Annotated in this window: 19 protein-coding genes; 8 read left to right on the top strand and 11 right to left on the bottom strand. The window is 72.2% G+C overall.

All coding sequences use genetic code 11. The annotated features are described in order from the left end of the window. The first annotated feature begins 115 nt into the window (after positions 1 to 115). Genes B0I32_RS19055 through B0I32_RS19040 form a run of 4 tightly spaced genes read left to right on the top strand, consistent with a single transcriptional unit; the run spans position 116 to position 5,534 of the window. Positions 116 to 1,249 carry an ATP-grasp domain-containing protein gene (locus B0I32_RS19055; protein WP_106241079.1) on the top strand — a complete coding sequence of 378 codons (1,134 nt, stop codon included), beginning with the start codon at positions 116 to 118 and terminating at the stop codon, positions 1,247 to 1,249. Continuing rightward, complete coding sequence (locus tag B0I32_RS19050) at positions 1,246 to 2,739, top strand: IucA/IucC family protein (protein ID WP_106240944.1); 1,494 nt, start codon at positions 1,246 to 1,248, stop codon at positions 2,737 to 2,739. The genes B0I32_RS19055 and B0I32_RS19050 overlap by 4 nt, the downstream gene beginning before the upstream one ends. Then, positions 2,740 to 4,470, top strand: a complete 1,731-nt coding sequence (locus B0I32_RS19045; RefSeq protein WP_106240942.1) for an IucA/IucC family protein — start codon at positions 2,740 to 2,742, stop codon at positions 4,468 to 4,470. It abuts the gene before it with no gap. Then, positions 4,467 to 5,534, top strand: a complete 1,068-nt coding sequence (locus B0I32_RS19040; protein WP_106240940.1) for a type III PLP-dependent enzyme domain-containing protein — start codon at positions 4,467 to 4,469, stop codon at positions 5,532 to 5,534. Before B0I32_RS19045 ends, B0I32_RS19040 begins: the two co-directional genes overlap by 4 nt. Here the strand turns inward: B0I32_RS19040 and B0I32_RS19035 are convergent. Continuing rightward, positions 5,494 to 8,775 (bottom strand): ATP-dependent helicase, encoded by a 3,282-nt coding sequence (locus B0I32_RS19035; RefSeq protein ID WP_106240937.1) that lies wholly within the window; start codon positions 8,773 to 8,775, stop codon positions 5,494 to 5,496. The genes B0I32_RS19040 and B0I32_RS19035 overlap by 41 nt on opposite strands. Continuing rightward, positions 8,769 to 12,137 carry an ATP-dependent helicase gene (locus B0I32_RS19030; protein WP_106240936.1) on the bottom strand — a complete coding sequence of 1,123 codons (3,369 nt, stop codon included), beginning with the start codon at positions 12,135 to 12,137 and terminating at the stop codon, positions 8,769 to 8,771. The genes B0I32_RS19035 and B0I32_RS19030 overlap by 7 nt, the downstream gene beginning before the upstream one ends. A 290-nt stretch (positions 12,138 to 12,427) precedes the next feature. On the opposite strand from B0I32_RS19030, the gene B0I32_RS19025 reads away from it, so the two are divergent. After that, positions 12,428 to 13,057, top strand: a complete 630-nt coding sequence (locus B0I32_RS19025) for an NUDIX domain-containing protein (RefSeq protein ID WP_106240934.1) — start codon at positions 12,428 to 12,430, stop codon at positions 13,055 to 13,057. Between the two features lie 45 nt (positions 13,058 to 13,102). On the opposite strand, the gene B0I32_RS19020 is transcribed toward B0I32_RS19025, so the two are convergent. The 9 genes from B0I32_RS19020 to B0I32_RS18980 form a co-directional block, all read right to left on the bottom strand. Next, complete coding sequence (locus tag B0I32_RS19020; protein WP_106240932.1) at positions 13,103 to 15,850, bottom strand: CDP-glycerol glycerophosphotransferase family protein; 2,748 nt, start codon at positions 15,848 to 15,850, stop codon at positions 13,103 to 13,105. Between the two features lie 208 nt (positions 15,851 to 16,058). Then, positions 16,059 to 16,373: an MGMT family protein gene (locus tag B0I32_RS19015; RefSeq protein WP_106240930.1), complete on the bottom strand. Its 315-nt coding sequence runs from the start codon at positions 16,371 to 16,373 to the stop codon at positions 16,059 to 16,061. Continuing rightward, positions 16,361 to 16,720 carry a hypothetical protein gene (locus tag B0I32_RS19010; protein ID WP_106240928.1) on the bottom strand — a complete coding sequence of 120 codons (360 nt, stop codon included), beginning with the start codon at positions 16,718 to 16,720 and terminating at the stop codon, positions 16,361 to 16,363. The genes B0I32_RS19015 and B0I32_RS19010 overlap by 13 nt, the downstream gene beginning before the upstream one ends. 88 nt (positions 16,721 to 16,808) lie before the next feature. Then, entirely contained in the window at positions 16,809 to 17,957 is a 1,149-nt protein-coding gene (locus B0I32_RS19005; protein ID WP_106240926.1) for a S8 family peptidase, read from the bottom strand. Continuing rightward, positions 17,951 to 18,853, bottom strand: coding sequence for a hypothetical protein (locus B0I32_RS19000; RefSeq protein WP_245955900.1), 903 nt, complete (start codon positions 18,851 to 18,853; stop codon positions 17,951 to 17,953). Before B0I32_RS19000 ends, B0I32_RS19005 begins: the two co-directional genes overlap by 7 nt. 56 nt (positions 18,854 to 18,909) lie before the next feature. After that, entirely contained in the window at positions 18,910 to 20,172 is a 1,263-nt protein-coding gene (locus B0I32_RS18995; RefSeq protein ID WP_245955899.1) for a S8 family serine peptidase, read from the bottom strand. 20 nt (positions 20,173 to 20,192) lie between these two features. Further along, positions 20,193 to 20,915: a hypothetical protein gene (locus B0I32_RS18990; RefSeq protein WP_245955898.1), complete on the bottom strand. Its 723-nt coding sequence runs from the start codon at positions 20,913 to 20,915 to the stop codon at positions 20,193 to 20,195. A gap of 46 nt (positions 20,916 to 20,961) precedes the next feature. Further along, entirely contained in the window at positions 20,962 to 22,143 is a 1,182-nt protein-coding gene (moeZ, locus tag B0I32_RS18985) for an adenylyltransferase/sulfurtransferase MoeZ (protein ID WP_106240920.1), read from the bottom strand. Positions 22,144 to 22,186: 43 nt separating this feature from the next. After that, positions 22,187 to 23,086, bottom strand: a complete 900-nt coding sequence (locus B0I32_RS18980; RefSeq protein WP_106240917.1) for an alpha/beta fold hydrolase — start codon at positions 23,084 to 23,086, stop codon at positions 22,187 to 22,189. Between the two features lie 149 nt (positions 23,087 to 23,235). Here B0I32_RS18980 and B0I32_RS18975 point away from each other — a divergent pair, with 149 nt between their 5' ends. From B0I32_RS18975 to B0I32_RS18965, 3 genes are all read left to right on the top strand, one after another. Next, entirely contained in the window at positions 23,236 to 23,568 is a 333-nt protein-coding gene (locus B0I32_RS18975) for a hypothetical protein (protein ID WP_106240916.1), read from the top strand. Positions 23,569 to 24,592: 1,024 nt separating this feature from the next. Continuing rightward, on the top strand, positions 24,593 to 24,940 hold the full coding sequence (locus tag B0I32_RS18970) for a hypothetical protein (RefSeq protein ID WP_106240913.1): 348 nt from the start codon (positions 24,593 to 24,595) through the stop codon (positions 24,938 to 24,940). Between the two features lie 428 nt (positions 24,941 to 25,368). Continuing rightward, entirely contained in the window at positions 25,369 to 25,668 is a 300-nt protein-coding gene (locus tag B0I32_RS18965; RefSeq protein WP_106240911.1) for a hypothetical protein, read from the top strand. The last annotated feature ends 156 nt before the right edge of the window (positions 25,669 to 25,824 follow it).

Genomic DNA, 25,824 nt, shown 5'->3' with positions numbered 1-25,824 from the left:
CTATGACCTCGCCGTTAGCCCGTGATTACGGTATCCGGGCACCGGGGTGATCTCTCTGGGGCTAAGATCGACGAGTTAGGTTAGCCTTACCTGATTCCTCGGGGGTGCCTTGGCGTTGCGGCTCTACCTGACCGCGCTCAAACCGACCGACTCCGTGACGGACGGCTTCCTGCCGGCGGCCCGGGCCCTCGGTTGCGAGGTGATCATCCTGACCGATCGCCCGGAGCGGCATCCGCACGCGGTGGCGTGTGACGTACGGGACCCGAGGGCCCTGATCGACACCGTCGAGCAGCTGGGCCGGCCGGACGCGATCTTCTCCAACTCCGACCACCTGCAGACGGAGACCGCGCTCGCGGCATCCTACTTCGGGCTGCCCGGCAAGGACTGGCGGGCGTGCGCGACGGCCAAGAACAAGTTCCTGACGCGGCGCAGGCTGGCCGAGGCGGGGATCGAGCAGGTGTTCTCGCTGCGCCTCGGGCCCGGTGACCCCGTACCCGAAGACGTGCCTTACCCCGTGGTGCTCAAGCCGCGCGAAGGGGTGGCCAGCGAGGACGTCATGCTGGTCGAGAAGGACCTGGCGCGGGCCGTCGCCGAGGTCAGGCGGCGGCGTCCCGGCGAGGCGCTGGTCGTCGAGGAGTACCTGGAAGGGCCGCTGCGGACGCTGGAGACCCTCGGGGACGAGAGCGGGTTGCGGGTCCTCGGCGGGTTCGAGACGACTCTGGGGGCGCTGCCGTACTTCGTCGAGGAGCGGCTCGACTGGGCGCCCGAGCCGGACGCGCACGTGCTCGCGGCGCTGCGGGCGCTCGGCGTGGGGTTCGGCGCCTGCCACACCGAGTACGCGCTCACCGCGCACGGGCCCAGGATCGTCGAGGTCAACTACCGCGTGATCGGCGACCACTGCGACTTCCTGCTGGCGGACGTGCTCGGGGTGCCCTTGTTCGAGTGGATCCTGCGGGTGCATCTCGGGGAGCGCGTCCCCGACTTCACGCAGGGGAGCGCGTACGGGAGCGCCGTCAGCCTCGTCGCCGACCGCGAGGGGATCGTCAAGGAGGCGCCGGGGCACGAGAGCGTGACCACCGGCGACGTACGGCTGTGGCACCGACCGCTGCGCGAGGTGGGCGACGTCGTCACGCTGACCAGGACGAACCGCGACTACCTGGGCGTCGTGCGCGGCGTCGGCCCCTCCCGCGAGCTGGTGGACGCGGCCGTCCAGGACTACCGGGCCGCCCGGCCGTGGGTGGTCGAATGAGCTCCAGGGAGGCCTACCTGGCCGCCCGCGTGCTGAACGCCCTGCTGCGCGAGGACTACGGGCGACTGGCCGCCCGCATCACCAGGACCAGGGACGGCGTCGGGCTGACGCTGGCCGACGGGCGGTGGGCGCGGCTGACGCCCGGGGTGCTGTTCCAGGACTTCGTGCTCGCGCCGGACGAGCGGCTGGGGCTCGAACAGGTGCTGGAGACGCTGGCGGAGGTCGCCGACCCGGCGGACGCGGATGGAGTGGCCGCCTTCTTCGACGAGTGCCTGGCGGCCCTGGCCGCGCTGGAGCTGCACGACGGGGTCGCCGATTCGGTGCTGCGGGCCGGGCCCTCGTACGAGACGCTGGCCGCGTTCGTGGACCATCCGGTCTATCCGACCTCCCGCGCGCGGGTGGGGCTGGCGGCGAGCGAGCTGCCGGCGTACGCGCCGGAGTTCGGGCCCTCGTTCGAGCTGCGGTGGGCGGCGGTCCCGCGCCGCGCGCTCGCGCCGGGCTCCGCCGGAAGCCTTCCCGCCGACGCCGCGCCGGACGGTGAGTGGGAGGTGGGTGACGACGAGGTGCTGTTCCCCGTGCATCCGCTGACCGTCGCGGAGGTGCGCAAGATCGACGGGGTACGGGTGCTGGACCGGGCGGCCGTCACCGTACGGCCCACGCTGTCCATGCGCACCGTCGAGGTCGGCCCGCGACTCCACCTCAAGCTGCCCTTGCCCGTCAGCACCCTCGGCGTGCGGAACCGGCGCTCGATCAAGCCTGGGACGCTGGCCGACGGCGCGAGAGCCGAGACGTTGCTGCGCCGGCTGGCCGATCCCGACGTGGTCCTGGCCGACGAGCAGACCTGGGCGCACGCGGGACACGAGTACCTGGCCTGGATGGTCAGGCGGCTGCCCGAGGGGAAGATCGTGCCGGTCGCCGCGCTGAACGCCCCCGGCGTGCTCGCGGAGCTGGGCGACGTGCTGTCCGGCTACCTGCGGCTGCTGCTGCGCTGGAACGTGCGGCTCTTCGTCCGGTACGGCGTCGCGCTCGAAGCCCACCAGCAGAACCTGGCCCTGCTCCTCCAGGGCGAGCGCATGCGCCTGCTGGCCAAGGACAACGACGGCCTGCTCGCCTCGCCGTCGCGGCTGCGGGCCGCCGGGATCGAGGTGCCGGACTTCGCCGACGGACGCCTGCTGACCGACGACCCCCACGCCCTGGCCGACGTCTTCGTCACGATCACGCTGCACCTGGCCGCCGCCGCCGTGACGTTCGGCGCCCTGCCGCACGCCCGCGCGGCCGCCCTGGTCAGGGAGACGCTGGCCGAAGCCCTGGACGAGTACGGGGACGACCCCATGGCCAAGATCCTGCGCGGCCGGACGCTCGACGCGGTCAGGCTCACCGGCAAGTCCATGATCACCGCCGGCACCCTCGTGTCGAAGGAACGCTCCGGCGCCCGCGACGTCAACAAGTTCTACGGCACCAGCGGGCCCAACTATCTGAGGAGAGCTTGAATGCTGCGAGGACTGGCCGTCGACGCCGCCGAAGCTCCGGCCGACGCGCCTCCCGGCCCGCTTTCCGGTGTGACGGAAGCACCGGCTGACGCGCTGGCCGGTGCTCTGGCCGACCCGCCGGCCGGCGCGCCTTCCGGCCGGGCCGAGGAGGCGACGCTGGCGGCGTTGTTGCGCTGCTGCGTGCGGGAGGTGGCCGGGCCGCGCGGCCTGGTGTGGCCGGCGCCGCCGTACCTGCTGCTGCGGGTTGCGGGGACGCTGCTGCGGGCCCGCGCCTCCGGCGGCGCGGCGCTGCGCTTCGAGGGTCGGCCCGAGCGGCTGGAGTCCGGCGCGTGGCGGCCGCTGACGAGCGACGAACTGGTCGTCCTGGTCGAGACCGAACTGGGCGTCCTGGTCGAGACCGAACTGGGCGTCCTGGTCGAGACCGAACTGGGCCGGCACGCCGCCGAGGGGGCCGAGCGCGGAGGCGCCGCGCCGCGCGGGCACAACGGCGAGTTCGCCGGGCAGGTGGCGGCCAGCAGGCGGGCCGTGGCCGCGATCCTGGCGGCCAGGGCGGAGACGGCGCCGCCCGCCGATCCCTGGCTGGCCTCGGAGCAGGCGCTGGTGTACGGGCACCCGTTCCATCCCAGCCCCAAGGCGCGCGGCGGCGGCGACTGGCTGCGGTACGCGCCCGAGGCGCACGCCGCGTTCCCCGTCCGGCTCCTCGGCGTACGGGAGGACGTGCTGGACGAGGGCGGCGACCCCGGCGCGCTGGACGGGATGGGCATGGCCCCCGACGGCTACCGGGTGCTGCCCGCGCACCCGTGGCAGCTCGACCTGCTCCGGCCAGCCTTCGGACCCGAGCTGATCGACCTGGGGCCGGGGCCGGTGGTGACGCCGACCTCGTCCGTACGGACGGTGTACGCCCAGGACGCGGGCGTCTGCCTGAAGTTCTCCCTGGACGTCCGGATCACCAACTGCGTACGCAAGAACGCCTGGTACGAGCTGGCCGGCGCGGTGGAGCTGACCCGGCGCCTCGCGCCCCTCTTCGACCTGACGGCCGCCGCGCATCCGGGCACCCGCTGGCTGCCCGAGCCCGGTTACCGGTCGGCCGGCCTCGGCGTCAGGCTGCGCGAGGGGCTCGGCGTGATCGTCCGGCGCAGCCCCTGGGCGGCCTGCTCCCCCGGCGTGACCCCGGTCCTGGCCGCCGCCCTCGCCGTGGACGCCCCGGTGACGGATCCGCTCGCGTGGTGGCGGGCGTACGTGACGGTGGTGGCGCCGCCGGTGCTGGAGCTGTACTTCACGCACGGCGTCGTGCTGGAGCCCCACCTGCAGAACGTCCTGGTCGGGCTGGACTCCTCCGGCACCCCCGTGCAGGCCGTCTTCCGCGACCTGGAGGGCACCAAGCTGGTCGCGGGCCGGCACGACCTGTCAGGGCTGCCCCACGAGGTGGCCGGCGCCCTGACCCACGACGCCGGGCGCGGCTGGGCGCGCGTGGTCTACTGCCTGCTCGTCAACCACCTCACCGAGATCGCCGCCACGGTCGCGGGAACCGACGACGAGCTGCTGCGCGAGCTGTGGCGGATCGCCCGCGACGTGCTCGACCGCCAGGCGGACGAGCTGGGCCGGCCGCTGCCGCTGTCCGACCTGCTGGCGGGCGCGCCGCTGCCCGCCAAGGCGAACCTGGGCGTGCGCTGGGCCAGGGCGGCCGACCGCGCCGCCGGTTACGTCCCGATCGCGAACCCCCTCGCATGATCACCCCGCGCGTCCAGGAGGCCGCCGCGCGCCTTTCGGAGGTGCCCGCCTACCTCTATGACCTGCCCGCGCTGGACGAGCACGTCGCGTCCGTACGGCGGGCGCTGGGCCCCACGGAGCTGTACTACGCCGTCAAGGCCAACCCCGACCCCGAGCTGCTGCGCGTCCTGGCCGGGCACGTGGACGGGTTCGAGGTGTCGTCGGCGGGCGAGCACGCGCACGTCACCGGCCTGCTGCCGGGGGTGCCGGTGGCGCTGGGCGGGCCCGGCAAGACCGACGCCGAGCTGCGGCTGCCGCACCACCGGCTGCACGTGGAGTCCCCGAACGAGCTGCGCCGCCTGCTCGCCGCGGGCGTCGAGGCCGACGTGCTGCTCCGGCTGAACCCCGATCTGCCGGTCGAGGGCGCGGCGCTGACGATGAGCGGGCCGTTCGGGATGGACGAGGACGGGGTGGCGGAGTGCCTGCCGCTGTTCGGCGACCGGGTCCGGCTGTGCGGCCTGCACGCGCACCTGGCCAGCGGGCTGGAGGCCGGTCAGCTGCTCGGGCTGGCGCGGGCGCTGCTGGACAATCCGTACGAGGAGGTCAACCTGGGCGGCGGGATGGCGGTGTCGTACGAGAGGCCCGAGAGCAGGTTCGACTGGGCGGCGTACGGGGCGGGGCTGGCGGAGCTGGGGCGCGGCAGGCGGCTGCGGATCGAGCCGGGCCGGGCCCTGACCGTCTACTGCGGCTATTACGTGACGAAGGTCGTGGACGTGAAGCGGGTGCGCGGCCGGGCGTACGCGGTGCTGCTGGGCGGCACCCATCACCTGCGCACGCCCGCCACCAAGGGGCACGACCAGCCCTTCGCGGTCCTCCCCACGGGCAAGGGCCAGGCCGTGGGCGAGCCGGTCACGCTCGTCGGCCAGCTCTGCACCCCGAAAGACATTTTCGCCCGAAATATCGAGACTTCACTGCGCGTCGGGGACACCGTGGTCTTCGCGATGGCCGGGGCCTACGCCTGGAACATCTCCCACCACGACTTCCTCATGCACCCGAAGCCCGCGTTCCGTCATCTACGAGCTTGACCCGCTCGATCAGCGCCACCAGACCGTCGGCGTCGAGCAGATCGACCGGCCGAACGGTACGGTTGGCCCGCACGTAGTGGAAGGCCGCCCCCACCTCCTCCAGCGGCACGTCCGCCAGGTGGGCCCAGGCCAGCCGGTAGGCCGCCAGCTGCACGGTGGCGGCCTTGGCCGCCTTGCCACGCGGCGGCTGCCCGGTCTTCCAGTCGACGACCTCGTAACCGCCGCCGGGCCGCTCGAAGACGGCGTCCATCCGCCCGCGTACCAGCCGGTCGGCGATCATCGTCTCGAACGGCACCTCCAGGTCGATCGGCCGCCGGTCGGCCCACTCGCTCTCCTCGAACCGCTCCTGCAGCTCCGCCAGCCGCACATCGGCCTCTTCGAGCTCCTCGTCGTAGAGCTCCAGGTCGTCGATGAGCCGCTGCTGCTCCCACCGCGTCTCCAGCCACTTGTGGAACGAGGTGCCGCGCCGGGCCAGCGGCGCCGGCTTGACCGGGACAGGCCGGCGGATCCTGCGGGCCAGCTCGCGCGGATCGGCCGCCAGCGTCACCAGCGACGACACGGTCAGCTTGGCCGGCAGCTCGACCGTGGTCGCGGGCCTGCGCCGGTGCAGCTCGCGCTCACGCAGCAGCAGGTCGGTGTCGCGGTCCCAGGCGCGCAGGCGCTCCTCCTCGTACGACTTGAGCGGCTCGTCCTCGTCGTCGTCGCCCAGCGTGCCGGCCAGGGCGTCCTCGACCAGGCGGGCGCCGTCGAGCACGGACTCGTAACGCAGCCCCTCGGGCGTGACCGGCCAGACGGCCTCGGCCGGCTCGGCCAGCAGCGGGTTGGTGGCGCCCTCGGCCAGGTCGTCGGCCCAGAACGAGACCCGGTCGGCGGTGTCGCGGATCTCCAGCAGGAAGTCGGAGGGCGCGAGCGGCTTGGTCGCGGTGCCCCAGCGGTAGCCGGAGGCGATCAGGTGGTAGTGGGCGCGGGTCACCGCGACGTAGGCGAGCCTGCGCTCCTCCATCAGGTCGCGCTCGCGGCACTGCTCGTCGAACGCCGCCAGCTCCTCCTTGCTCAGCCCGCCCAGCCGGGGCAGGTCGGCGGCGTCGCCGCGCAGGGCGTAGGGGAGCTTGCGCGGGTTCTCCGTCCAGCGGCTGTTCATGACCGGCGTGGCGGGGAACATACTGCCGGTCGCGATCGTCCCCTTCGAGCTGACCAGCTGCGACAGGCCGGGCACCACCACGATCGGCCACTCCAGGCCCTTCGAGGCGTGCACGGTCATCAGTTTGACGCTGTTGCTCTCGCCGACCCGGCCCGCCTCCAGCCCGAACTCCTCGCTCTCGGCCGCTTGCAGGTAGGCGAGGAAGGCGCCCAGCGTCGGGTCCTCGGAGTCGCCGGCGAACCTTGCGGCCGCGTCGAGGAAGGCGTCGAGGTCGGCCCGCGCCGCGAACGCCCCCACCACGCCGCTGCGCGCGGCCACCTCGATGTCGAGCCCCAGCCTGCGCTCGACCTCCGTGATCAGGTCGGGCAGCGGCTGCGCGGTGTGCGCGCGCAACTGGCGCAGCTCGTGGGCGAGCGCCACCAGCCTGGTGCGGGCCAGCGGCGAGAACGACACCAGCCACGCCTCCCTGTCGGGCAGCTCGTCGAGCGCGTCGACCAGGCTGCCGCGCTCTTCGGCCAGGTCGGCCACCACCTGGTCGAGCGGGTCGCTCTCGCGGTGGCTGTCGCTCAGCTCGCGGGCCAGCTCCCTGGCGTGCTCGCCCAGCACCCGCAGGTCGGCGGGGCCGATCCGCCAGCGGGGCCCGGCCATCAGCCGGGCCAGCGCGTCACCGGCCGTGGGATCGTAGAGGACGCGCAGCGTGGCGACGATGTCGTTGACCTCGGGCACGGTCAGCAGGCCGCCCAGGCCCACCACCTCGACCGGGATGTCGCGGTCTTCCAGCGCCCTGCGCAGCGCGGGGAACTGCGAGCGCTTCCTGGCCAGGATCGCGACGTCCTGCGGCTGGACGGCGAGCGTCTTCTTGCGCTCCTTCTCGCCCCACGGCAGCCCGTCGGGCGCGACCTCCTGGCCGAGGATCCTGGCGATGCCGTCGGCGATCCACCGGGCCTCGTCTTCGGCCGTCTCGTGGAAGGCGCAGGTGACCCGGCCCCGGTCGACCCGGTTGGGGCCGGGGATGAGGACCGGCACCTTTCTCGCCTCCATCCGCAGCGGGAGCTGGACCCGGGCGGCGACGTCGAGGACGCGGTCGCCGTTGCGGAAGCTGACGCTGAGCTGGCGGACCGGGGCCCGGTCGCCGGAGGCGGTGCGGAAGTCGCGCGGGAAGCGGCGCAGGTTGCCGGCCGAGGCGCCGCGCCAGCCGTAGATGGACTGGCACGGGTCTCCGACGGCGGTGACGGGATGGCCGCCGCCGTAGAGGGAGCGCAGCAGGACGAGCTGGGCGTGGCTGGTGTCCTGGTATTCGTCGAGCAGGACCACGGAGTAGCGGGAGCGCTCGATCTCGCCGACCTCCTTGTGCCCGGCCGCGATCCTGGCGGCCAGCGACATCTGGTCGCCGTAGTCGATGACCTCACGCCCGCGCTTGAGCCGCTCGTACGCCCGCACCAGCGGCAGCAGCTGCTCTCTGGCCGCCTGGACGCTCACCGGCTTGCGCTGCGCGAGCGTGGTGCGGCCGGGGAGCAGGTCGAGCCGTTCGCGCAGCCACTCCCCCACCCGGCGCACGTCGGACGGTGAGCGCAGGTGCTCCGACAGCTCTCCGGCCAGCTCCAGCAGGGCGGCCGTGACCGACGGCGGGCCCAGCTCGATCTTGTCCATCGGGCCGTCGTACATCGCCACCACCCGCGAGGCGAGCTGCCACGACACGGCCGGCGTAACCAGGCGCATCGTCGGCTCCAGCCCCTCGCGCAGCGCGTGGTCGGTGACCAGGCGGGCGGCGTAGGCGTGGTAGGTGGACACGGTCGGCTCGGTGTCGAGCGAGCCCGGCTCGACCAGACCGGCCTCCGCCAGGCCGTTGAGCCGCTCTCTCACCCGGGTGGCCAGCTCGGCGGCGGCCTTGCGGGTGAACGTCAGGCCCAGCACATTTTCCGGTTTGACCAGGCCGTTGGCGACCAGCCAGACCACCCGCCCGGCCATGGTCTCGCTCTTGCCCGAGCCGGCGCCGGCCATGACGACCATCGGCTCCAGCGGGGCCTCGATGACCTCCGCCTGCTCGGGGGTGGGCGGCAGGATGCCGAGCTTGCCGGCGAGTTCGGCCGGGGTCAGCACACCTGGCCCCCGTTGTCGTTGACCGGGCAACTGGCCCTGGCCGCGCACGTACGGCAGCCGTCGTTGACCTTCGCCTGGAAGAACGGCCCCGACATGCCGATCGCCACCGTGTCGACCAGGTCCTTGGCCCAGCCCGGATCCTTGTCGTCGGCCAGCGCGCCCTGCTGCTGCTCCAGAGCGTCATGTTTACCCGCAGCCTTGCCGAGCTGGAGCAGCGCCGCCCCGCCGGGCTCGGTCATGCCGTGCCTGGCGAACGCGCCCAGCAGCGCGGCCAGCTGGTAGACGCCGAGCTGCGGGTGCCGGTCGAGGTCGCCCGCCTTGGGCTTGGAGCCGCCCGTCTTGAGGTCGATGATCACCGCCCGGTTCTCCGAGTCGCGCTCGACGCGGTCGACCCGGCCCTTGATCTGCACGCCCTCCGACACCATCGCCGTGAACGCCTCCTCCAGGGCCACCAGCTCGCGCGGATTCTCCTTGTGCCAGCGCAGGAACTTGCCGATCATCTGCTCGGCCACCTGGCGCTGCTTGCGGTTGTACCAGACGCCGCCGAAGTCGAGCTCGTTCCAGATCTGGTCGAGGCGGTCGCCCAGCAGGTCCTCGCTGGGCAGGTCGGTGGCGGCCAGCACGGCCAGGGCGTGGATGATGTTGCCCAGTCCCTGCGCGGTGCTGGTGCCGGCCGCACCCACCGCCGTCTCCAGGAGCCAGCGCAGGCCGCACTTGGTGAAGCTCTCGACCGCCGACGGTGAGATGTTCACGATGTCGCCGGGCCAGCTCAGCGGGCGGTCGTCGGAGATGGGGGTCAGGGCGTACCAGTCGTTGGGGTGGGCGCCCTGGACCCCGGCCGCGGCCAGGCGGGCCAGCTGCCGCGCCGCCCGCCTGCGCACCACGGCCGGTCTGGTGGGGTCGGTCACCGCGCTGCGCAGGTCGGCCACCAGCGCGGACATGGTGAGCCAGCGGGCCCGGTCGTCGACCGTGGCCGACTCGACCGCGCCCGGCATCAGCTCCGACAGGAACCTGGACGGCCGCTCGTCGGTGTCCTCCCCGCCCACGGCGGTGACCACGAGCCTGCGCCTGGCCCTGGTGGCGGCCACGTAGAACAGCCTGCGCTCCTCCGCCAGCAGCTTGGAGGCCAGCGAGGCGGCGTTGGGCTTGGCGCCCTCGACCACCTCCACCAGGTCCTCCACGCCCAGCATGGAGCCGCGCAGGCGCAGGTCGGGCCAGACGCCCTCCTGCACGCCCGCCACCACCACGACGTCCCACTCCAGGCCCTTGGAACGGTGGGCGGTCAGCACGCGCACGGCGTCGCCGTCGGGGGCGCGGTCGGCCAGCGTGTCGCCGGGGATCTCCTGGGCGGCCAGGTCGTCGATGAACACCTCGGGGCCCGCCATGGGCATGCGGTCGACGAACTTGGCCGCGTGGTCGAACAGCGCCACGACGGCGTCGAGGTCGCGGTCGGCCTGCGCGCCCCTGGGGCCGCCCGACAGGCTCAGCTCGCCCCACCGCCCGGCCAGGCCGCTGCCGTCCCAGACGGCCCACAGGAGGTCTTCGGCGGTGCCCTGCTGCCTGGCGGCCTCGCGCGCGGTGGCCAGCAGCTTCGCCACCCGCTCGGCCGGCAGCGCCACGTGGGGCTCGATCCGGGTCAGCTCCCGCACGTCCTTGATCGCCGCGACGAGCAACTCCCCAGAAGACCGTGCCCCACTCCGAGACGGCACCTCCGCCTCCTCCTCACCGCCGCCCGGTTCACCGCCGCCCGGTTCACCGCCGCCCGGTTCACCGCCGCCCGATTCGCCACCGCCCGGTTCGCCACCGCCCGGCTCGTCGCCGCTGCCGAGCTCAGGGTCGTCGCCAGACTCAGGGCCGTCGCCGGTGTCAACGCCGGCGCTCGCCTCACCACCCGGGCCGGCCTCCTCGCCGGTCTCCTCGCCGGTGCCGGGCTCGTCGCCGGTGCCCGTGTCGCCCGCCTGTACGGCCTCGTTCTCGGCGATCTTGAGGGCGCGGCGCAGGCGGCGTACACCGATCATGTCGGTGCCCCCGAGCGGCCCCGTCAGCAGTTCCTCGGCCACCCCCTCGTCGAGCTCGGCCGGATCCAGCGCCACGCGGAGCATGGTGAGCAGCGGCCGCACGCCGGGCTCCTGCGCGATCGGCACCTCGTCGCCCGCGATCATCGTCGGCACCCCGGCGTTGACCAGCGCCCGCCGCAGCAGCGGCACCTGGCGGCGGGCCGAGCGGACCAGCACCGCCATCCGGTGCCACGGCACCCCGTCGATCAGGTGGGCGCGGCGCAGCGTGTCGGCCACGATCGCGGCCTCCTGGCTGACGCTGTCGGCCAGCAGCACCCGCACGTCGCCCGCGTCGGCGTCGGGCAGCGGCACCAGGTCGCGGTGACCGTGCCGCTGGTCGTGCTCGGGCGCGGGCGCGACCGGCAGCCTGGCCGCCACCCGGCGGGACGCCTCCAGCAGGTCGGCCCCGCTCCTGCGGCACACCCGCAGCGCCAGCACCGGCGCCTCGCGCCCGTCGCGCGTCTTGAACCGCTCGGGGAACTTCATGATGCCGTGCACGTCGGCGCCTCTGAACCCGTAGATCGACTGGTCGGGGTCGCCCACCGCGACCAGGTCGCGGCCGTCGCCGGCGAGCTGGGCCAGCAGCAGCTCCTGGGCCGGGTCGGTGTCCTGGTATTCGTCGACGAACACCACGTCGTGCGCGGCCCGCTCGCGCTCGCGCACCTCCGGGTCGGTCAGCAGTGCGGAGGCCGCCCCGACCAGCTCGGCGTAGTCGTAGGTCTCCTCGGGGGCCAGGTCGAAGCGGTCCTGGTAGCGCTCGGAGAAGCGCCCGGCCGCGGCCCAGTCGGCGCGCCCGTGCAGCCGGCCGAGCGCCACCAGCCGCTCGGCGTCCAGCCCGCGCTCGTTGGCCCTGGACAGGAAGTCGCGCAGCTCCTCGGCGAAGCCGCGCGTCTTGAGCGGCTCGCGCAGCGAGGCGGGCCAGTCGGGCGCGCCCCGCTCCAGCTCGCCGTGGAGCAGCCGGCGGATCTCCAGCAGCTGCTCGGGGCCGGTGAGCAGGCGCGGCGGGGCCTTGCCCGCCAGCAGGCACTCGCGGCGCAGCAGCGCGTAGGCGTAGGAGTGGAAGGTCAGGGCGAGGGGGGAGCGGGTGGTGCGGCGCAGACGGCCGGTGACGCGCCGGCGCAGCTCCTCCGCGGCCTTGCGGCTGAAGGTGAGGATGAGCACGCGCTCGGGGTCGACGCCGCGCCGCTCGATCCGCTCGACCACGCTCTCGACGATCGTGGTGGTCTTGCCGGTGCCTGGACCTGCGAGAACGAGCAGCGGGCCGCCCTGATGGGCCACCACGGCACGCTGGTGCTCATCCAGCACAGGAGGCGCAGCGGGCCCCCCGCCCCCTCGTCGCACCAACCGCCAGGTCTGAGCACTCACAGCACTAGATTCCACCAGACCACAGGGGTAGATCGTGCCGACTTGCCCGGTCTCCCTGGGAGATCCGCCTACGTTATCGAGGGAGATGCCGGATTTCTCGTGACACGCCGGTGGCGATGTTCGCCAGCAGCGTCATGATGGGCCGGTCGCTCCGGCGATTTGCCCCTCTCACGGAGAGTGAAGACTTGTAGCGTAGGGTCAATATTCGCCTTGTGCGGGGGGTTGAGCGCATGCGCTGGCAGGTCCACTCGGAGAAGTCGCTCTATCGCGATCCATGGCTGGACGTCCGCGTGGCGGATGTGGAACTGCCCGACGGGAGCCGGCTCGACCACCGGCTGCTGCGCACGGCTCCGGCCGCGGGCGCCGTGGTGACCGACGACCACGATCGGGTGCTGCTCATCTGGCGCCACCGCTTCATCACCGACAGCTGGGCGTGGGAGATCCCGCTCGGGCAGGTGGAGGAGGGCGAGACGCCACAGGCCGCCGCCGCGCGCGAGTTCGAGGAGGAGACCGGCTGGCGTCCCGGGCCGCTGCGCCCGCTGATGGGCGTGCAGCCGAGCAACGGTGTCTCCGACAGCCTGCACCACGTCTACCGGGGAGAGTCGGCCACCCACATCGGGCCCCCGTCGGACCCGTGGGAGGCCGAGCGGGTGGAGTGGGTGCGGCTCGCGCAGGTCCGCAAGCTGATCGACAGCGGTGAGATGGTCTGCGCCACCAGCATCTCGGCGCTGCTCTACGTGCTGGTCGAGCACCTGCCGGGCGGGCGGCCTCCCGGCGGCGCGAAGCCGGGGGCCTTCGGCCTGGACTACGACCCGGGCCGGAGATACGTGCTGCCCGACGACCTGCCCGAGCTCTTCTGAGCGTCACGGGCGAGCCCCGCCCTCGCGGGCGGGGCCTGCCCGGCGTCAGGAGAAGAGGTGGTCCACCACCCGGGCCGTGGCCTTGCCGTCGTCGCGGGGCGCGAACGTGGCACGGAAGGCGTCGTAGCGGTCGGCGTGGGCCGCCGCCACCTCGTCGATCGAGCGCAGCGCGTCGACCACGTCGGCCGACGTCGAGAGCAGCGGCCCCGGCGCCTGCTCGGGCAGGTCGATGTAGAGGCCGCGCTTCGAGGAGTATTTCGCCAGGTCGTAGCCGTACAGCACGATCGGCTTGCCGGTGGCGGCGAAGTCGAACATGACCGAGGAGTAGTCGGTCACCAGCACGTCGGCCACCAGCAACAGATCCGCGATATCCGGATATGTCGTGACGTCGCGGGCGATGTCAGGGACGGCCGGGGCGGCCTGCATCGGATGGGCGCGGACCAGGATCTCGTGGTCGGCGCCCAGCGCCTCGCGGGCCTTGGCCAGGTCGAGCTTGACCATCGCGTTCTTGCGGTCGTAGTCGCGCCACGTCGGCGCGTACAGCACCACCCGCTTGCCCTCGGCCAGGCCCAGCCGCTCGCGCACGGCCGCGGTCAGCGCGTCCCTGTCGGGCGAGTTGAGCACGTCGTTGCGGGGCAGGCCGCTCTCCAGGATCTCGCCCTTGTAGCCGAACGCCTTGCGCAGCACCGGCGTGGCCCACGGCGACTGCGACAGCAGCAGGTCCCACCCGCGTACCTCGGCCACCTGGCGGTGCCAGATCGGCGGCCTCGGGTCGCGCTTCATGTGCGACTGGTCGCCGCCGATGAGCTTGGCCGGGGTGCCGTGCCACGTCTGCACCACCACCTGGTCCTCGCGGGCGCGGAACCACACGGGCAGGAACGAGTTGGTGATGATGTGGCGGGACCTGGCCAGCGCCTCGTGGTGCTCGCGGCTGCCGGCCCTGATGACGGTCGCGCCGCCGGGCGGCACGAACGCGCCGTCCTTGACCACCCACAGGTGCTCGCTGTCGTCTCCCCTGCGCAGCCGCTCCTCGTAGATGGCGCGGACGCTGTCGGCGTAGAGCCGTCCGTCGTTGACCACGTACACGGTGGCCTCGCGCAGCGGCTCGGTGCGCTGGGCCGGGTAGAAGACGCGGCGCAGGACGTGGGTGCCCGCGACGCCGCGCTCCTGCGCGGGACGGTCCTCCTCGACGGTGATCACCGGGACGTCGAAGCGGGTGGAGATCATCCGGTAGAGGTGGCCGCCGAGCGTGCGCGGCTCCTCGTCCAGGCCGCCCAGGGCCGCGTGGTCCATCCGCAGCGGGACGATCTCGCCCGACGGATGGCGCAGCGACATGTTCCAGGTGCCCGAGGACAGCGGGACGGCCTCGCCGAAGCGGTCCATCGAGGCCGGCTCCACCCGTACGGTGAAGTTCTGCCCGGAGCGCTCCATGGGCAGCCAGTAGGACAGCCCCGACCGGTGCCGCAGCGTGAGCGTGCGGGGCCCTGGCGCGTCGGGATAGTCGCCGCGCAGGACGAGCGCCGGGCCCTCCCAGACCGCCGAGGTGATCACCGGGCGGATGCGGTGGGCGGAGACCACGACCCGGTCACGCCGGTCGCCGAGCACGGTGATCTCGCGGTCGCCCACGGGCGTGCGGGTCTCCACCAGGTCGGCCAGCATGACGGAGGCCGCCGGGTCGCCCTTGGGCTCGACCCAGAGCCGCCGCCCGTCCTTCTCCTGCAGCAGCGCGGGCACGGCCAGCCCGACCTTGACCTCGGTGCCGTCGCCCGACGGGGTGAAGTCGGCGGCGATGCGGTGACCGCCCAGCCTGGCGTGACCCTTGGTGACCTGGCGGCCGGGCAGGGAGATCTTCAGTTCGAGGTGCTCGCCGTCGAGCGTCACGCCGGTCAGCTCGGCCCTGTTGGGCTGGAGCACGACCTGCAGCGCCCGGTCGGAGGTCCAGACCGGCCTGACCCACCAGCCGGGCTTCAGCTTGAGCCCGGCGGGCCGCTCGGGACGGCCGATCGAGGAGCCGCGCAGCAGGCCCGTGGCCCGCGCGCCCCGGCTCCAGAACACGATCTCGGCCCGCCACGTCGTGGCGTCCGGCACGGACGGGCGGTGCCGCATGCGGCGGCGCACGCCCGAGACCACGCTGCGCACGGCGCCGCGCCAGCGCAGCGGCCACGTGCTCAGCTCGGCGTTGAAGCCGGACCAGTCGTAGTTGCAGCCGGGCTCGCGCGCCCCGTGGGTGGCCTCGGGGGCCAGTACGCGACGGGTGCGCATCCGGATCGGCGGCAACCAGCGCGGCCCGCGCAGCACCACGGTCGCCCGGTTGAACCTGCGGCTGCGGACCGACAGCCCCGCCAGGTAGGCGAAGCCGGTCACGCGCAGCTTGCCGTCGGCCCAGACGATGTCGTCGATGTGGGTGACGGGCACCAGGTCGGCGCGCCGCAGGCGGTAGAGGTCGGGCGGCAGTTCGTCGCGGAAGGGCAGGTCGGCGTACCAGCGCAGGCCCTTGCGGATGCGCTTGGACGGCTCCGCCGCCGCGGCCACCACCTTGGCGAGCGTCTCGCCGTCGACGAGTTCCTCGTCGGGGCGGGTCTCGATCAGGTGGCACAGGACGCGGCGCGCGACCGGCAGGTCGCGTTTGACGCCGGCGTCCACGCCCGCGAGGTACGGGCGGATGAGGTCGAGCATCTCGCGCCGCCGCGCGGGGCCGCGTTTGACCGCCAGCTCGATGCGCGCGCCGAGGTGGTTGCTGAGCACCTCGGTGTCGAATGCCGCGTCGCGGCCGCCTGGGCCGACGGCTCGCATGACCGCTGCAAAAGGCTCGCCACGATCACAGAGATCCTGGACAGCCTTCAGGCGGTCGGCGAGCGAATCGCCGCCCTGGCTTTGGGCTGTGACGCCGGTGGCCATAGGGGTGGCACCGCCTTTCGGGCCGCCATCAGTGTTTTGCCCATGGTAATGGGAGTCACATGTCACAGAATCGCCGTATTGGAGAAAGTGCAGGTCACGTTGGTTACTGAAAATCGGCTGAACGCCCGTCCCACCGGGCCAGGCGCATGTCCACCCGCTCTCCGCGCAGCGGAGTGCCCTCGTCGCGCCAGTGGTCCAGGCAGCGTCGCAGGTGGTCAGGGGCCGCGGCGGTGCCGTCCGCGTGGACGACGCGCCACCACGGCACGCCGCCGCCCCACGTGGACATGACCTTGCCCACCTGCCGGGGGCCGCCCTCGCCGAGATATTCGGCGATGTCGCCGTACGCCATGACCTTGCCGGGCGGAATGCGCTCGACCACGTCGAGCACCCGCTCGGCGAACGGGTTCACGGGCTCCATGCGGACGGGCCCGCGTCGATGATCTCCTCGAACTTTCCGATCTCCACCACGCTGCCGCCCGTCGAGACCTCGATGACGCCGTCGCGCAGCGCGTAGACCTCGCCGTCCTCGCCCATGAGCCGGGCGCCGAGCGCGGTCGCCAGCCTCAGCAGCTGGGCCACCTGCCAGTCGGAGCCGGGCTCGCCGACCAGCTGGCCGTGCCAGCGGGCGACGGAGTGCGTGCCACCCCCGTGACCGGCCACGATCTCCTCAGATCCGCGCAGCTCGAAACCGGCCGGCGCGATGGCCTTCGCGAGCTCCGCGAAGGCGAGTGGCGACTCGCGCACCACCCGCAGCTCGTATCCCATGACGCGCGACCATAGCGGATCTTCCCAGCAACGAGAAACCTGTTCGCCTCATGCCGTTATGCCTGGTCGATGCCTGTCATGGGGCCAGTCATGGCTCCTTGCGCTGGTTGAGCACGACGATCGCGCCGCAGAACGTGACCAGCGCGAGCAGCAGGCCGCCCCCGTACAGCCACAGCCGCATCGGGTCGGGACCCGGTCTGGTGGGCACCGGAGAGTCCTCGCCCTGACCGAAGTGGTCCATCCCGGGCGTGATGCTGCGCTGCGCGCCCGTGAGGCGTTCGGCGGCGTTCAGCGCGGCGGCGGCGTCCACCACCCCGAACCCGGTCTTGTCGTCGTAGCCGGCCGCCGGCCGGCCCCTGGCGCTCGACGCCAGCGCCTGCGCGACCTGCTCGGGCGGCAGGGACGGATAACGCGACTTGATCAGCGCGGCCACGCCCGCCACCAGCGCGGCGGCCGAACTGGTGCCCTCCGACAGCTCGTAACCCTTCTTGCGCTTGGCCACCGGCACCTGCACGCCGGGCGCGGAGACCAGCACGGACAGGTTGTCGCTGCTGAACGTGGCCCGCCGGCCCTGCTTGTCGGTGGCGGCCACGCCGATGACGCCGGGATAGCCGGCCGGGAAGCTCCAGTAGGAGGTGCCCTTGTCCTGGGCGTACTGGGTCAGGCCGTCGTTGCCCACGGCCGCGACCAGCACGACGCCCTTGCCGAGCGCGTACGAGACCGCCTCGCGCTCCGACCTGAGCGGGCCGTACGAGCCGATCGACATGCTGACCACCTGGGCGCCGTGGTTGGCGGCGTAGCGGAGGGCGCGCGCCAGCGGGCTCTCCGCCGACGCCTCGCTCTCCAGCGGCGGGATGAGCATGGGCTCGTCGTCGATGACCATGGGCAGCGACAGGATGCGGGCGGCCGGCGCGGTGCCGACGAGCCCGTCGTCCGCGCCCGAACCCGCGATCAGGGCGGCCATGGCGGTGCCGTGCCGGCCCGGCGGCAGCTCGCGGGTGACCGAGCCCGAGGTCATGTCGGGGCCGGCGGTGACGCGGCCCTTCAGCTCCTTGATCTTGCCGTCGACGGCGCTGTCCACGACGGCGACGGTGACGTTCTCCCCCTTGGTGACCGCCCACGCCTGCTCGATGTTGAGCGCGTCGAGCACCCACTTCTGCTGCTCCCTGACGGGATCGGCGGCGGGTGCGGAGAAGGCGAGCAGCGCGGCGGTGACGACGCGTACGGCGGTCAGCACACGTTCCCCTGGGTACAGGGCGGCACCTTGGGCGGGTCCGCCAGGAAGTAGGCGATCTGGTTGCCGATCGACTTGGCGGCCGGCCACAGCTCGCTGTGCAGGATCTCCTCGGGCGGGATCGCGGCCCTGGTGCGGCCGTCGGCGTAACCCGCCGTCGAGAACACGAGGTAGGGGCCCGCGCCCACCCATCCGGTGCGCTGGCGCTGGTCGGGCCCGAAGCGCTCGCTCACCGTGCCGGGAAAGGCGACGGGCAGCACGCCGACGCGGTCGTCCTGGGTGAGCTCCTCGGCGGCCGAGACCCTGGACGCCTCGTCCTTCAGCACGGCCACGCCGACCGTGATGACGAAGGAGGCCGTCTGGTCGATGTAGGTGGCCCGCAGCATGGTGCGGCAGCCGTGGTTCTGCAGCACGCCGGCCACGGAGGCGTCCACGCCCTTGGCGCACTCGGTCTCGGGGGCGATGCCGACCCGCCTGGCGTACTGCTGGGCGCGGTCGAGCCCGAGGTAGCGCACCTCTTCGGGGAAGACGCCGCTGGCGGGCCAGGCCTGCCAGCGCCGGGCGATCTCCTCCTGCTTGTACTGATTCTGCTCGGCGGGAGTCAGCGGACGCGAGCGCGTTTCGGCGACCATGCCGACCGTGCCGAGCAGCACGACGACCGCCGACACGGCGATGATGACGCCGAGCAGCGTCACGAAGACCCGGCGGTTGCGGACGCCCTGCTGGAGGAGGGCCAGCTCGGCCCGCTCCTTGGCCTCCGTACGCCTGCGGGAGCCCGCCGCCGGCCATGAGCGCACGCGTGAGCGCCGGCCGGTGGTGGCGCCGAGCGGGTTCCTGTTCTCCTGCGCGGCCTCTCCTTCGGCACGCGGGAGCCCTGTGACCGACCTACGTCCCTTCACCACCGCCTCGTTCCCGCATTCGCTTCGTGTCTATTTCGTCCCCCTTGGTGGGCGGATCATGCGTCCTGTGCCATGGCGGCCCGGCGTACCCGTCTGACCAGGACGAATATGACGGCCAGGGACGCGAGCGCGCCGGCGCCGGCCGCGGCGGCGACCGCCGTGTAGACCGTGACGCGCCGTTCGTCCCTGACGATGACCTCGACCGGGCCCGCCTGCCCACCGGCCAGCGGCCGGGCCGGGTCCTGGGCCTGGTCGCCCGCGGCGGTCTCGGTGTGCCCGGCCAGCCGGGCCGCCTCGGCCAGGGCCTTGGCGGCGTTGACGATGCCGAAGCCGGTCGCGGTGTCGTAGCCGCCGGGAGGCCGGTCGGTGGCGCTGTCGGCCATGGCCCGCGCCACCAGCGGCGGCGACATGCGCGGATGGCGCGCCTTGATGAGCGCGGCCACGCCCGAGACCAGCGCGCTGGCCTGCGAGGTGCCCCGGCCGACCCAGTATTCGTCGCCGGGGCCGGCGCCCATGATGTCCACGCCGGGCGCGGCCACCAGCACCGAGGAGTTCCAGTTGGAGAACGTGGCCCGCCGCAGCCGCTCGTCGGTCGCCCCGACGGAGACGACGCCGGGGAAGGCCGCCGGGTAGGAGTAGGGGGCGAAGTCGCCTTCGACCTTCCTGTCGCCCCGGTTGCCCGCGGCGGCGACGAGCACGACGCCCTTGGAGATGGCGTAGCGGATGGCCGCGCGCTCCTCCCTGGTCGCCAGCTCCTTGGAGATCGACATGTTGATGACGTCTGCCCCCTCGTCCACCGCGTAGCGGATGCCCTTGGCCACCACGTTCTCGAAACGCTCGGCCGAGTTGAACTCCCGGAAGCCCGGCTCCTCGTCCTCGAGGATGACCCTTACCGACAGTACGTCCGCTTCGGGCGCGACGCCGATGATCCCCCGTTTTCCCTGGGGTCCGTGGCCGTGCCCGGCGATCAGGGAAGCCATGTACGTGCCGTGCAGCCTGCTGGGCGCGATCCCGGGCGGATTTGCGCCCTCGGTGAAATCCTTGCCCACGCGGACCGCGCCGGCCAGGTCGCGATGGCCCGGATCGACGCCGGAGTCGAGCACGGCCACCAGCACGCCCGCGCCCTTGCTGGTCCGCCACGCCTGCGGCAGTTTCAACGTCTCGATGACGGCCTGCTGGCCGCCGCGCACGTCGTCGGCGTGGGCGGGCTGGAGCAGCGTGCCGGCCGCGGCGGGGGCGGCGGCGAGCAGCAACGCCCCCGCCGCCGCGCCCATGCCGCGTCTCGAAGTGCCCCGGTTCGGCGAGCTTTGTCGCAGCACGCCTCGCCCCCTGCCCCGGGTCAGCACCGCCACTCCCTGGCGGCGCAGTCGGGCATCTTCGGCGTGCTCAGCTCGCTCAGCACCCGCTCGGCGATGTCGGTGGCGAAGGCGAAGATCGCGGGCCGCGGCTCGCCGGCCGCGTCCGCCGGCCGCCCGTCGACCTGGCCGGCCGTGGTCAGCACCAGGTACGGGCCCGCCTGGCGGACCGACCCCGACTGGCGCACGGCCGGCGTGAACCGGTCGGACACCGTTCCGGTGAAGGCCAGCGGGCGCAAGCCGGGTGCTGGTTTGCCGTTGCCGGCGAAGGCGGACTTGGCGCGTACGGCCCCCGGCTCGTCACGCAGCGCCACCACGCCGATCGTGACGAGCACGCCGCGCAGCGCGTCCACGTACGTGGCCCGCAGAACGCCCTTGCAGCCCGCCGCCCGCAGCGCCTCGACCGCCTTGGCGTCCACGGCGTCCGCGCCGCACGCCGAGTGCGGCGAGATGCCGACCCGGTGGGCCCGCTCGCGCCCGCCCTGTTCGGCGGAGTAGGGCAGCGTCGCGGGGAAGATGCGGCCGGTCGGCCAGGCGCGCCAGCGCTCGGCCACCTCCTGCGCGGCCGCCGTGCGCAGCTCGGCCGTGCTGGGCCCCCTGGTGAGCTCCGTGCCCGCCGCACTGCCCGCCACTCCGGCGGTCACCGCGCAGAACAGCGTCAGCGCGGAGGCCACCACGAGTGTGGGCCAGGGGCGGGCAGAGTTCACACCTTCGACCTTAAAGGCCGTGTCTGGGGAGCATACGCAGAAACCCTCAGTAGCTGGGCAGGCTCGGGTCCACGGTCTTGACCCAGCTCAGCACACCGCCGCCCACGTGGACGGCGTCGGCGAAGCCGGCGTTCTTGACGACCGCGAGCGCCTCGGCCGAGCGCGCGCCCGACTTGCAGTGCAGCACGATCTTCTTGTCCTGGGGCAGCTTCTCCAGGGCCGAGCCGTTGAGGAACTCGCCCTTCGGGATCAGCGTGGCGCCGGGGATGGAGACGATCTCGTACTCGTTGGGCTCGCGGACGTCGACGACGTAGATGCTCTCGCCGCGGTCCATCATGCCCTTGAGCTCGACCGCGGTGATCGTGGAGCCGCTGGCCGCCTCGGCCGCCTCGTCGGAGACCGCGCCGCAGAACGCCTCGTAGTCGTCGAGCAGCTGGGTGACCGAGGGGGTCTTGCCGCACAGCACGCACTCGGGGTCCTTGCGGACCTTGACGTCGCGGTACTTCATCTCCAGGGCGTCATAGATCATCAGCCGGCCGACCAGCGGGTCGCCGATGCCGGTCAGCAGCTTGATGGCCTCGTTGACCTGGATGGAGCCGATGGAGGCGCACAGCACGCCGAGCACGCCGCCCTCGGCGCACGACGGCACCATGCCGGGAGGCGGGGGCTCCGGGTAGAGGCAGCGGTAGCAGGGCCCGTGCTCGGCCCAGAAGACGCTGGCCTGGCCGTCGAAGCGGTAGATCGAGCCCCAGACGTACGGCTTGCCGAGCAGCACGGCGGCGTCGTTCACCATGTAGCGGGTGGCGAAGTTGTCGGTGCCGTCGACGATGAGGTCGTAGCCGGAGAAGATCTCCATCACGTTCTCGTTCGTCAGCGCCGTGTTGTGGATCACGACCTCGACCAGCGGGTTGATCTCGCGGATCGAGGCGGCGGCGCTCTCGGCCTTCGGCCGGCCCACGTCGGACTGGCCGTGGATGACCTGGCGCTGCAGGTTGGACTCATCGACCACGTCGAAGTCGATGATGCCGAGGGTGCCGACCCCCGCCGCCGCGAGATACAGCAGCGCGGGCGAGCCCAGGCCACCGGCACCCACACACAGCACCTTGGCGTTCTTCAGCCGCTTCTGCCCCGCCATGCCCACATCGGGAATGATCAGGTGGCGCGAGTAGCGGCGCACTTCGTCGACGGTCAGCTCTGCGGCCGGCTCGACCAGCGGTGGCAACGACACGTTCTACGCTCCCGTTTCAGGGGTCTCATCTCAACTGTGAAACCTAGCTGGGCAGTGGGGCATTCCCCAATCGAGTCTCACTGATCAGACGGCGTGCCTCGGCCGCCACCACCTTCGGCGTCTCCATCATCGCCACGTGCCCCGCCGTCGGCAGCAGCACCAGCCTGACCTGCCGGAACGTACGGTACGCCTTCCGCGCCATGGCCGGGCGGACCAGGCGGTCGTGGCGGCCGTGAATGATCAGCGTGCGGGCCCTGACCTTCTCCGCCTGCCGCCAGAGCGTGTCCTCGCCCCGGCGGAAGTACTCGGCGACGATGCCGCGGGCGGAGCGGATCATCGCCTCGCCGGCGTGCGGCAGGTCGTCGCGCCTGCGCTGCTCGTCGATGGCGTCGCGCAGGCGTACGGGATGCACGGCGCCCGCGTCGGCCCACACCATGGACATGGACGCGGTGATGCGCTGCTCGACCGGGATCAGGCGCAGCCGGTCGGCCACCCACTCGCCCAGCCTGGGCACCGCCGCCGCGGCGATGCGGACGGGGCCGTACCTCGGGAGCAGATCGGGCAGGGCCGGCGAGACGAGCGTCAGCGAACGGACCAGGTCGGGACGGGAGGCGGCCACCCTGACCGCGATCGCGCCGCCGAGCGAGTTGCCGAACAGGTGGGCCGGGCCCGTGTGCTCCAGCAGGCCGACCACCGCGCCCGCGTGGGCGGCGACCGAGTAGTCGCCGTCGGCCGGCACGGGCGAGAACCCCGCGCCCGGCAGGTCGATGGCGTGGCCGGTGACGGTGTCCTTCAGCTCGTCCATCAGGTCGGTCCAGTTGGTGGCCGCCCCCGCCAGGCCGTGCACGAACACCGCCTGCTCGGCGGGCCCCTTCGGCGTGGATCGGACGTGCACCGGGCCGATCATGCGTCCCGGCCAGTGTGGGACCGGCTGCGCGGCCATGATCTCTCCTCCTCATCTCCTTCGAACACCCCGTCTTTTCACGATAACCATCGTCCCTTGGTGGAGTCCGGATTCCGTACAGAAGGGCATTTACACGCTCTATCTGGACAGCAAGGCGTCACGTCCCAACCAGCACCAGGGGGTACGCCATGCTCACCACCCACACCACCGCAACCCTCGCGGCCACGGCCCTCGCGGTCACCGTCATGGGCGGAGGGCTCGTCGTCCTCGGCGACACCCGCCCCGCGAACGCGACCACCACCCTCGACCGCACCGGCTGCAGGTACCGGGTGGTCCGGGTGAAAACCCGGCTGAACGTACGGGTGACGCCGGCGGGCCGGGTCGTGGACAAGCTGTATCCGGGGGATCGCACATGGGGCAACTGCGAGAAGTTCGGCAAGTGGCGCCGCATCCACGGAACAGACCTCGGCCGCAGAGGCTTCGCCTCCACCCACCACCTAAAGAAAACCGGCAAACGCTAACCACCCCCTCAGCCCACCCCACCACCGCCATTAGCGCCTCTCGCCACGTTCACCCGCCATGCGATCGCTGCTGCACGCGACCCCTGCAGGCCAGGACCCACCGCCACTCGCCACAACCCCTCCGCCGCCGCCCACCACGCTTCCCCCCATCCGCCGCGCCCCTGGACCACCGTCGTTCACCGACGACCATCACTGTTCCTCCTCCGCCATCGACCAGCACCGCCTCCACACCGTCGTCGGACCGGCGTCGCGGATGGCGCTGGCGGACGGCTGGAGGGCTGCCCTGCGCAGATCGCTCATGCTTGGCCACCAGAGGGCCCGGCCCTGGGCGTTTCTGGATTTTTCGTTGGATAGGGGCCTAAGCGATCTCTTGACACACCAAGGCTGTGGCAAAGGCTGGCGTAAGCCGTTTATGGCCATCGCGGCCGGAAAGCATGAGGATACCGAGCGTGACGACTGAGGTACGTACCGTTAACAGACGGAGCGGGCCGACGATCGCCATGGCCGGGATCCACGCACAGCGGCGGACATCTCCTGGGACGGCTCGATCGCCATTCCCCGATCGACGGTGACCGCCGCGCGCGCCGGACAACGCACATGGTTTTTGGTACGCATCCCCATTGCGGTGAAAACGGCCAAGCCTATTCGTGTGTTTGTCGTGGCCGTCGTCGTGCCATTGTTCGCTCGCGGATTTTCGACGTCCGGGAGCGGCCGCGCATGCGCACCACCGGCGCTGAAAAGGGTCCGGCGTCGCTAGACGTCCGGGCGATGACCCGTTGCCGCCCATACTTGGCCGGGCCAAATGCGGAAGATTCGGACATATCCTCTCTTTTCAGTGGATAAATCTTTAATGCGAGCAATAAGATTGTTAATGCAGAGCAAAATGGGGTCGTGACCGTTTGCCCGCCCACCGGCCCGGAAATGACATTCCGTGGATGAGCCTTCAGCAGCCGTCCAGATCTGTTTCCCGGAAATCCGGAAAACGCCGAGAACGGGGCAACCGATCCTTTAGGGGGAAAACGCAATGCCCAAGCTCAAGAGTGTTATCGCAGGCCTCGCCTTCAGCACGGCGCTGACCGGCGGCATGGTCAGCGCGGGCGCGGCGACGACCGCGGCCAACGCCGCCACCCAGGTCACCACCGGCACGTCCGTCCTCGCGTCGGACGGCTGGGGCTGGGGCCGTCACCACCACCACCGTCGTCACCACCAGCGCTGCAACAGGGGCCACCACGGCGGCGGCTGGGGCTGGGGCGGCTGGGGCGGCCACCGCCGGCACCGTAGCGGCCACATCTGCATCGTGATCCGCAACGACAACCACAACGACAACGGCCACGAGGAGCACCACCAGCGCCGTGACGGGCAGAACTGGTAACAAAGTCCGTGCGTTGATGGCGCAGGGATGAGTGCCCGCTATTGATGCGGGCTCTCGGGAGCGGTCCGCTTTCTCTCGCGGTTCGGCCTGAGGCTTTCATTTCTCCTCGTCTCCACGGCAACTCGGTGAGGGCTCCCTCGGCAACAGCCGGGGAGCCCTCGCTGCGTTTTTCACGCCATTGTCGTCGCCGGCCGGGAATCGCCGTCCCGGCTTTTCGTCGTGGGTGCCGCGCTGTTCGCCGTCCCATGGAAATGCCTCGTGTCGGGCAAAAACCAGTAAGTCCGGTTTGTCGCGCTTTCTCTCGGAAATATGCTGTGTGCGGATGAAATGTTAGTCGTCATCCGAGTCGCTGGACGGCCCATTCGCTTTGACGCGGACAGCCTTGCAGCGGCTGAACGGGGCAATCGATCCTTTAGGGGGAAAGCGCAATGCCCAAGCTCAAGAGTGTCATCGCAGGACTCGCCATCAGCACCGCTCTGACCGGAGGTGTGGTGAGCGCGGGAGCGGCCACCACCATGGCGAGCGCCGACGCGGCCACCCAGGTCAGCACCGGCACGTCCGTCCTCACCAACGGCTGCGGCTGGGGCTGGCGGCGGAACCGCTGCGGCGGCTGGGGCTGGAACCGCGGCAACCGCTGGGGTCGCCACCACCACGGCCTGGGACGCATCAGGATCGTCATCATCAACCGGAACCACAACCACAACGGTGGTGACCGCCACAGGTGGTAACACCTCTGGCACGGCCTGAACCCGCCGCGCGCCCACCGCGCCGGCGCGGAGTCCGCCCAGGGCGATGAACGACCCGGGCGATGAGCTCAGGCACACCACTGAGTGCCCGCATTCACCGGCGAGCGGTACCCGACCTCCTTACCGAGGACCGGCCGC

Origin of the sequence: Nonomuraea fuscirosea, assembly GCF_003001935.1 — a bacterium.
GTDB lineage: Bacteria > Actinomycetota > Actinomycetes > Streptosporangiales > Streptosporangiaceae > Nonomuraea > Nonomuraea fuscirosea.
The sequence above is the reverse complement of the archived record's forward strand: the minus strand, read 5'-3'. Positions and strand labels throughout refer to the sequence as shown.

What these genes read in the sequence shown, in the direction of transcription:
- B0I32_RS19050 (WP_106240944.1), top strand. Translation starts at nt 1,246, where the DNA reads ATGAGCTCCAGGGAGGCCTACCTGGCCGCCCGCGTGCTGAACGCCCTG.
- B0I32_RS19045 (WP_106240942.1), top strand. Translation starts at nt 2,740, where the DNA reads ATGCTGCGAGGACTGGCCGTCGACGCCGCCGAAGCTCCGGCCGACGCG.
- B0I32_RS19040 (WP_106240940.1), top strand. Translation starts at nt 4,467, where the DNA reads ATGATCACCCCGCGCGTCCAGGAGGCCGCCGCGCGCCTTTCGGAGGTG.
- B0I32_RS19025 (WP_106240934.1), top strand. Translation starts at nt 12,428, where the DNA reads ATGCGCTGGCAGGTCCACTCGGAGAAGTCGCTCTATCGCGATCCATGG.
- B0I32_RS19020 (WP_106240932.1), bottom strand. Translation starts at nt 15,850, where the DNA reads ATGCGAGCCGTCGGCCCAGGCGGCCGCGACGCGGCATTCGACACCGAG.
- B0I32_RS19015 (WP_106240930.1), bottom strand. Translation starts at nt 16,373, where the DNA reads ATGGAGCCCGTGAACCCGTTCGCCGAGCGGGTGCTCGACGTGGTCGAG.
- B0I32_RS19010 (WP_106240928.1), bottom strand. Translation starts at nt 16,720, where the DNA reads ATGGGATACGAGCTGCGGGTGGTGCGCGAGTCGCCACTCGCCTTCGCG.
- B0I32_RS18980 (WP_106240917.1), bottom strand. Translation starts at nt 23,086, where the DNA reads ATGGCCGCGCAGCCGGTCCCACACTGGCCGGGACGCATGATCGGCCCG.
- B0I32_RS18975 (WP_106240916.1), top strand. Translation starts at nt 23,236, where the DNA reads ATGCTCACCACCCACACCACCGCAACCCTCGCGGCCACGGCCCTCGCG.
- B0I32_RS18970 (WP_106240913.1), top strand. Translation starts at nt 24,593, where the DNA reads ATGCCCAAGCTCAAGAGTGTTATCGCAGGCCTCGCCTTCAGCACGGCG.
- B0I32_RS18965 (WP_106240911.1), top strand. Translation starts at nt 25,369, where the DNA reads ATGCCCAAGCTCAAGAGTGTCATCGCAGGACTCGCCATCAGCACCGCT.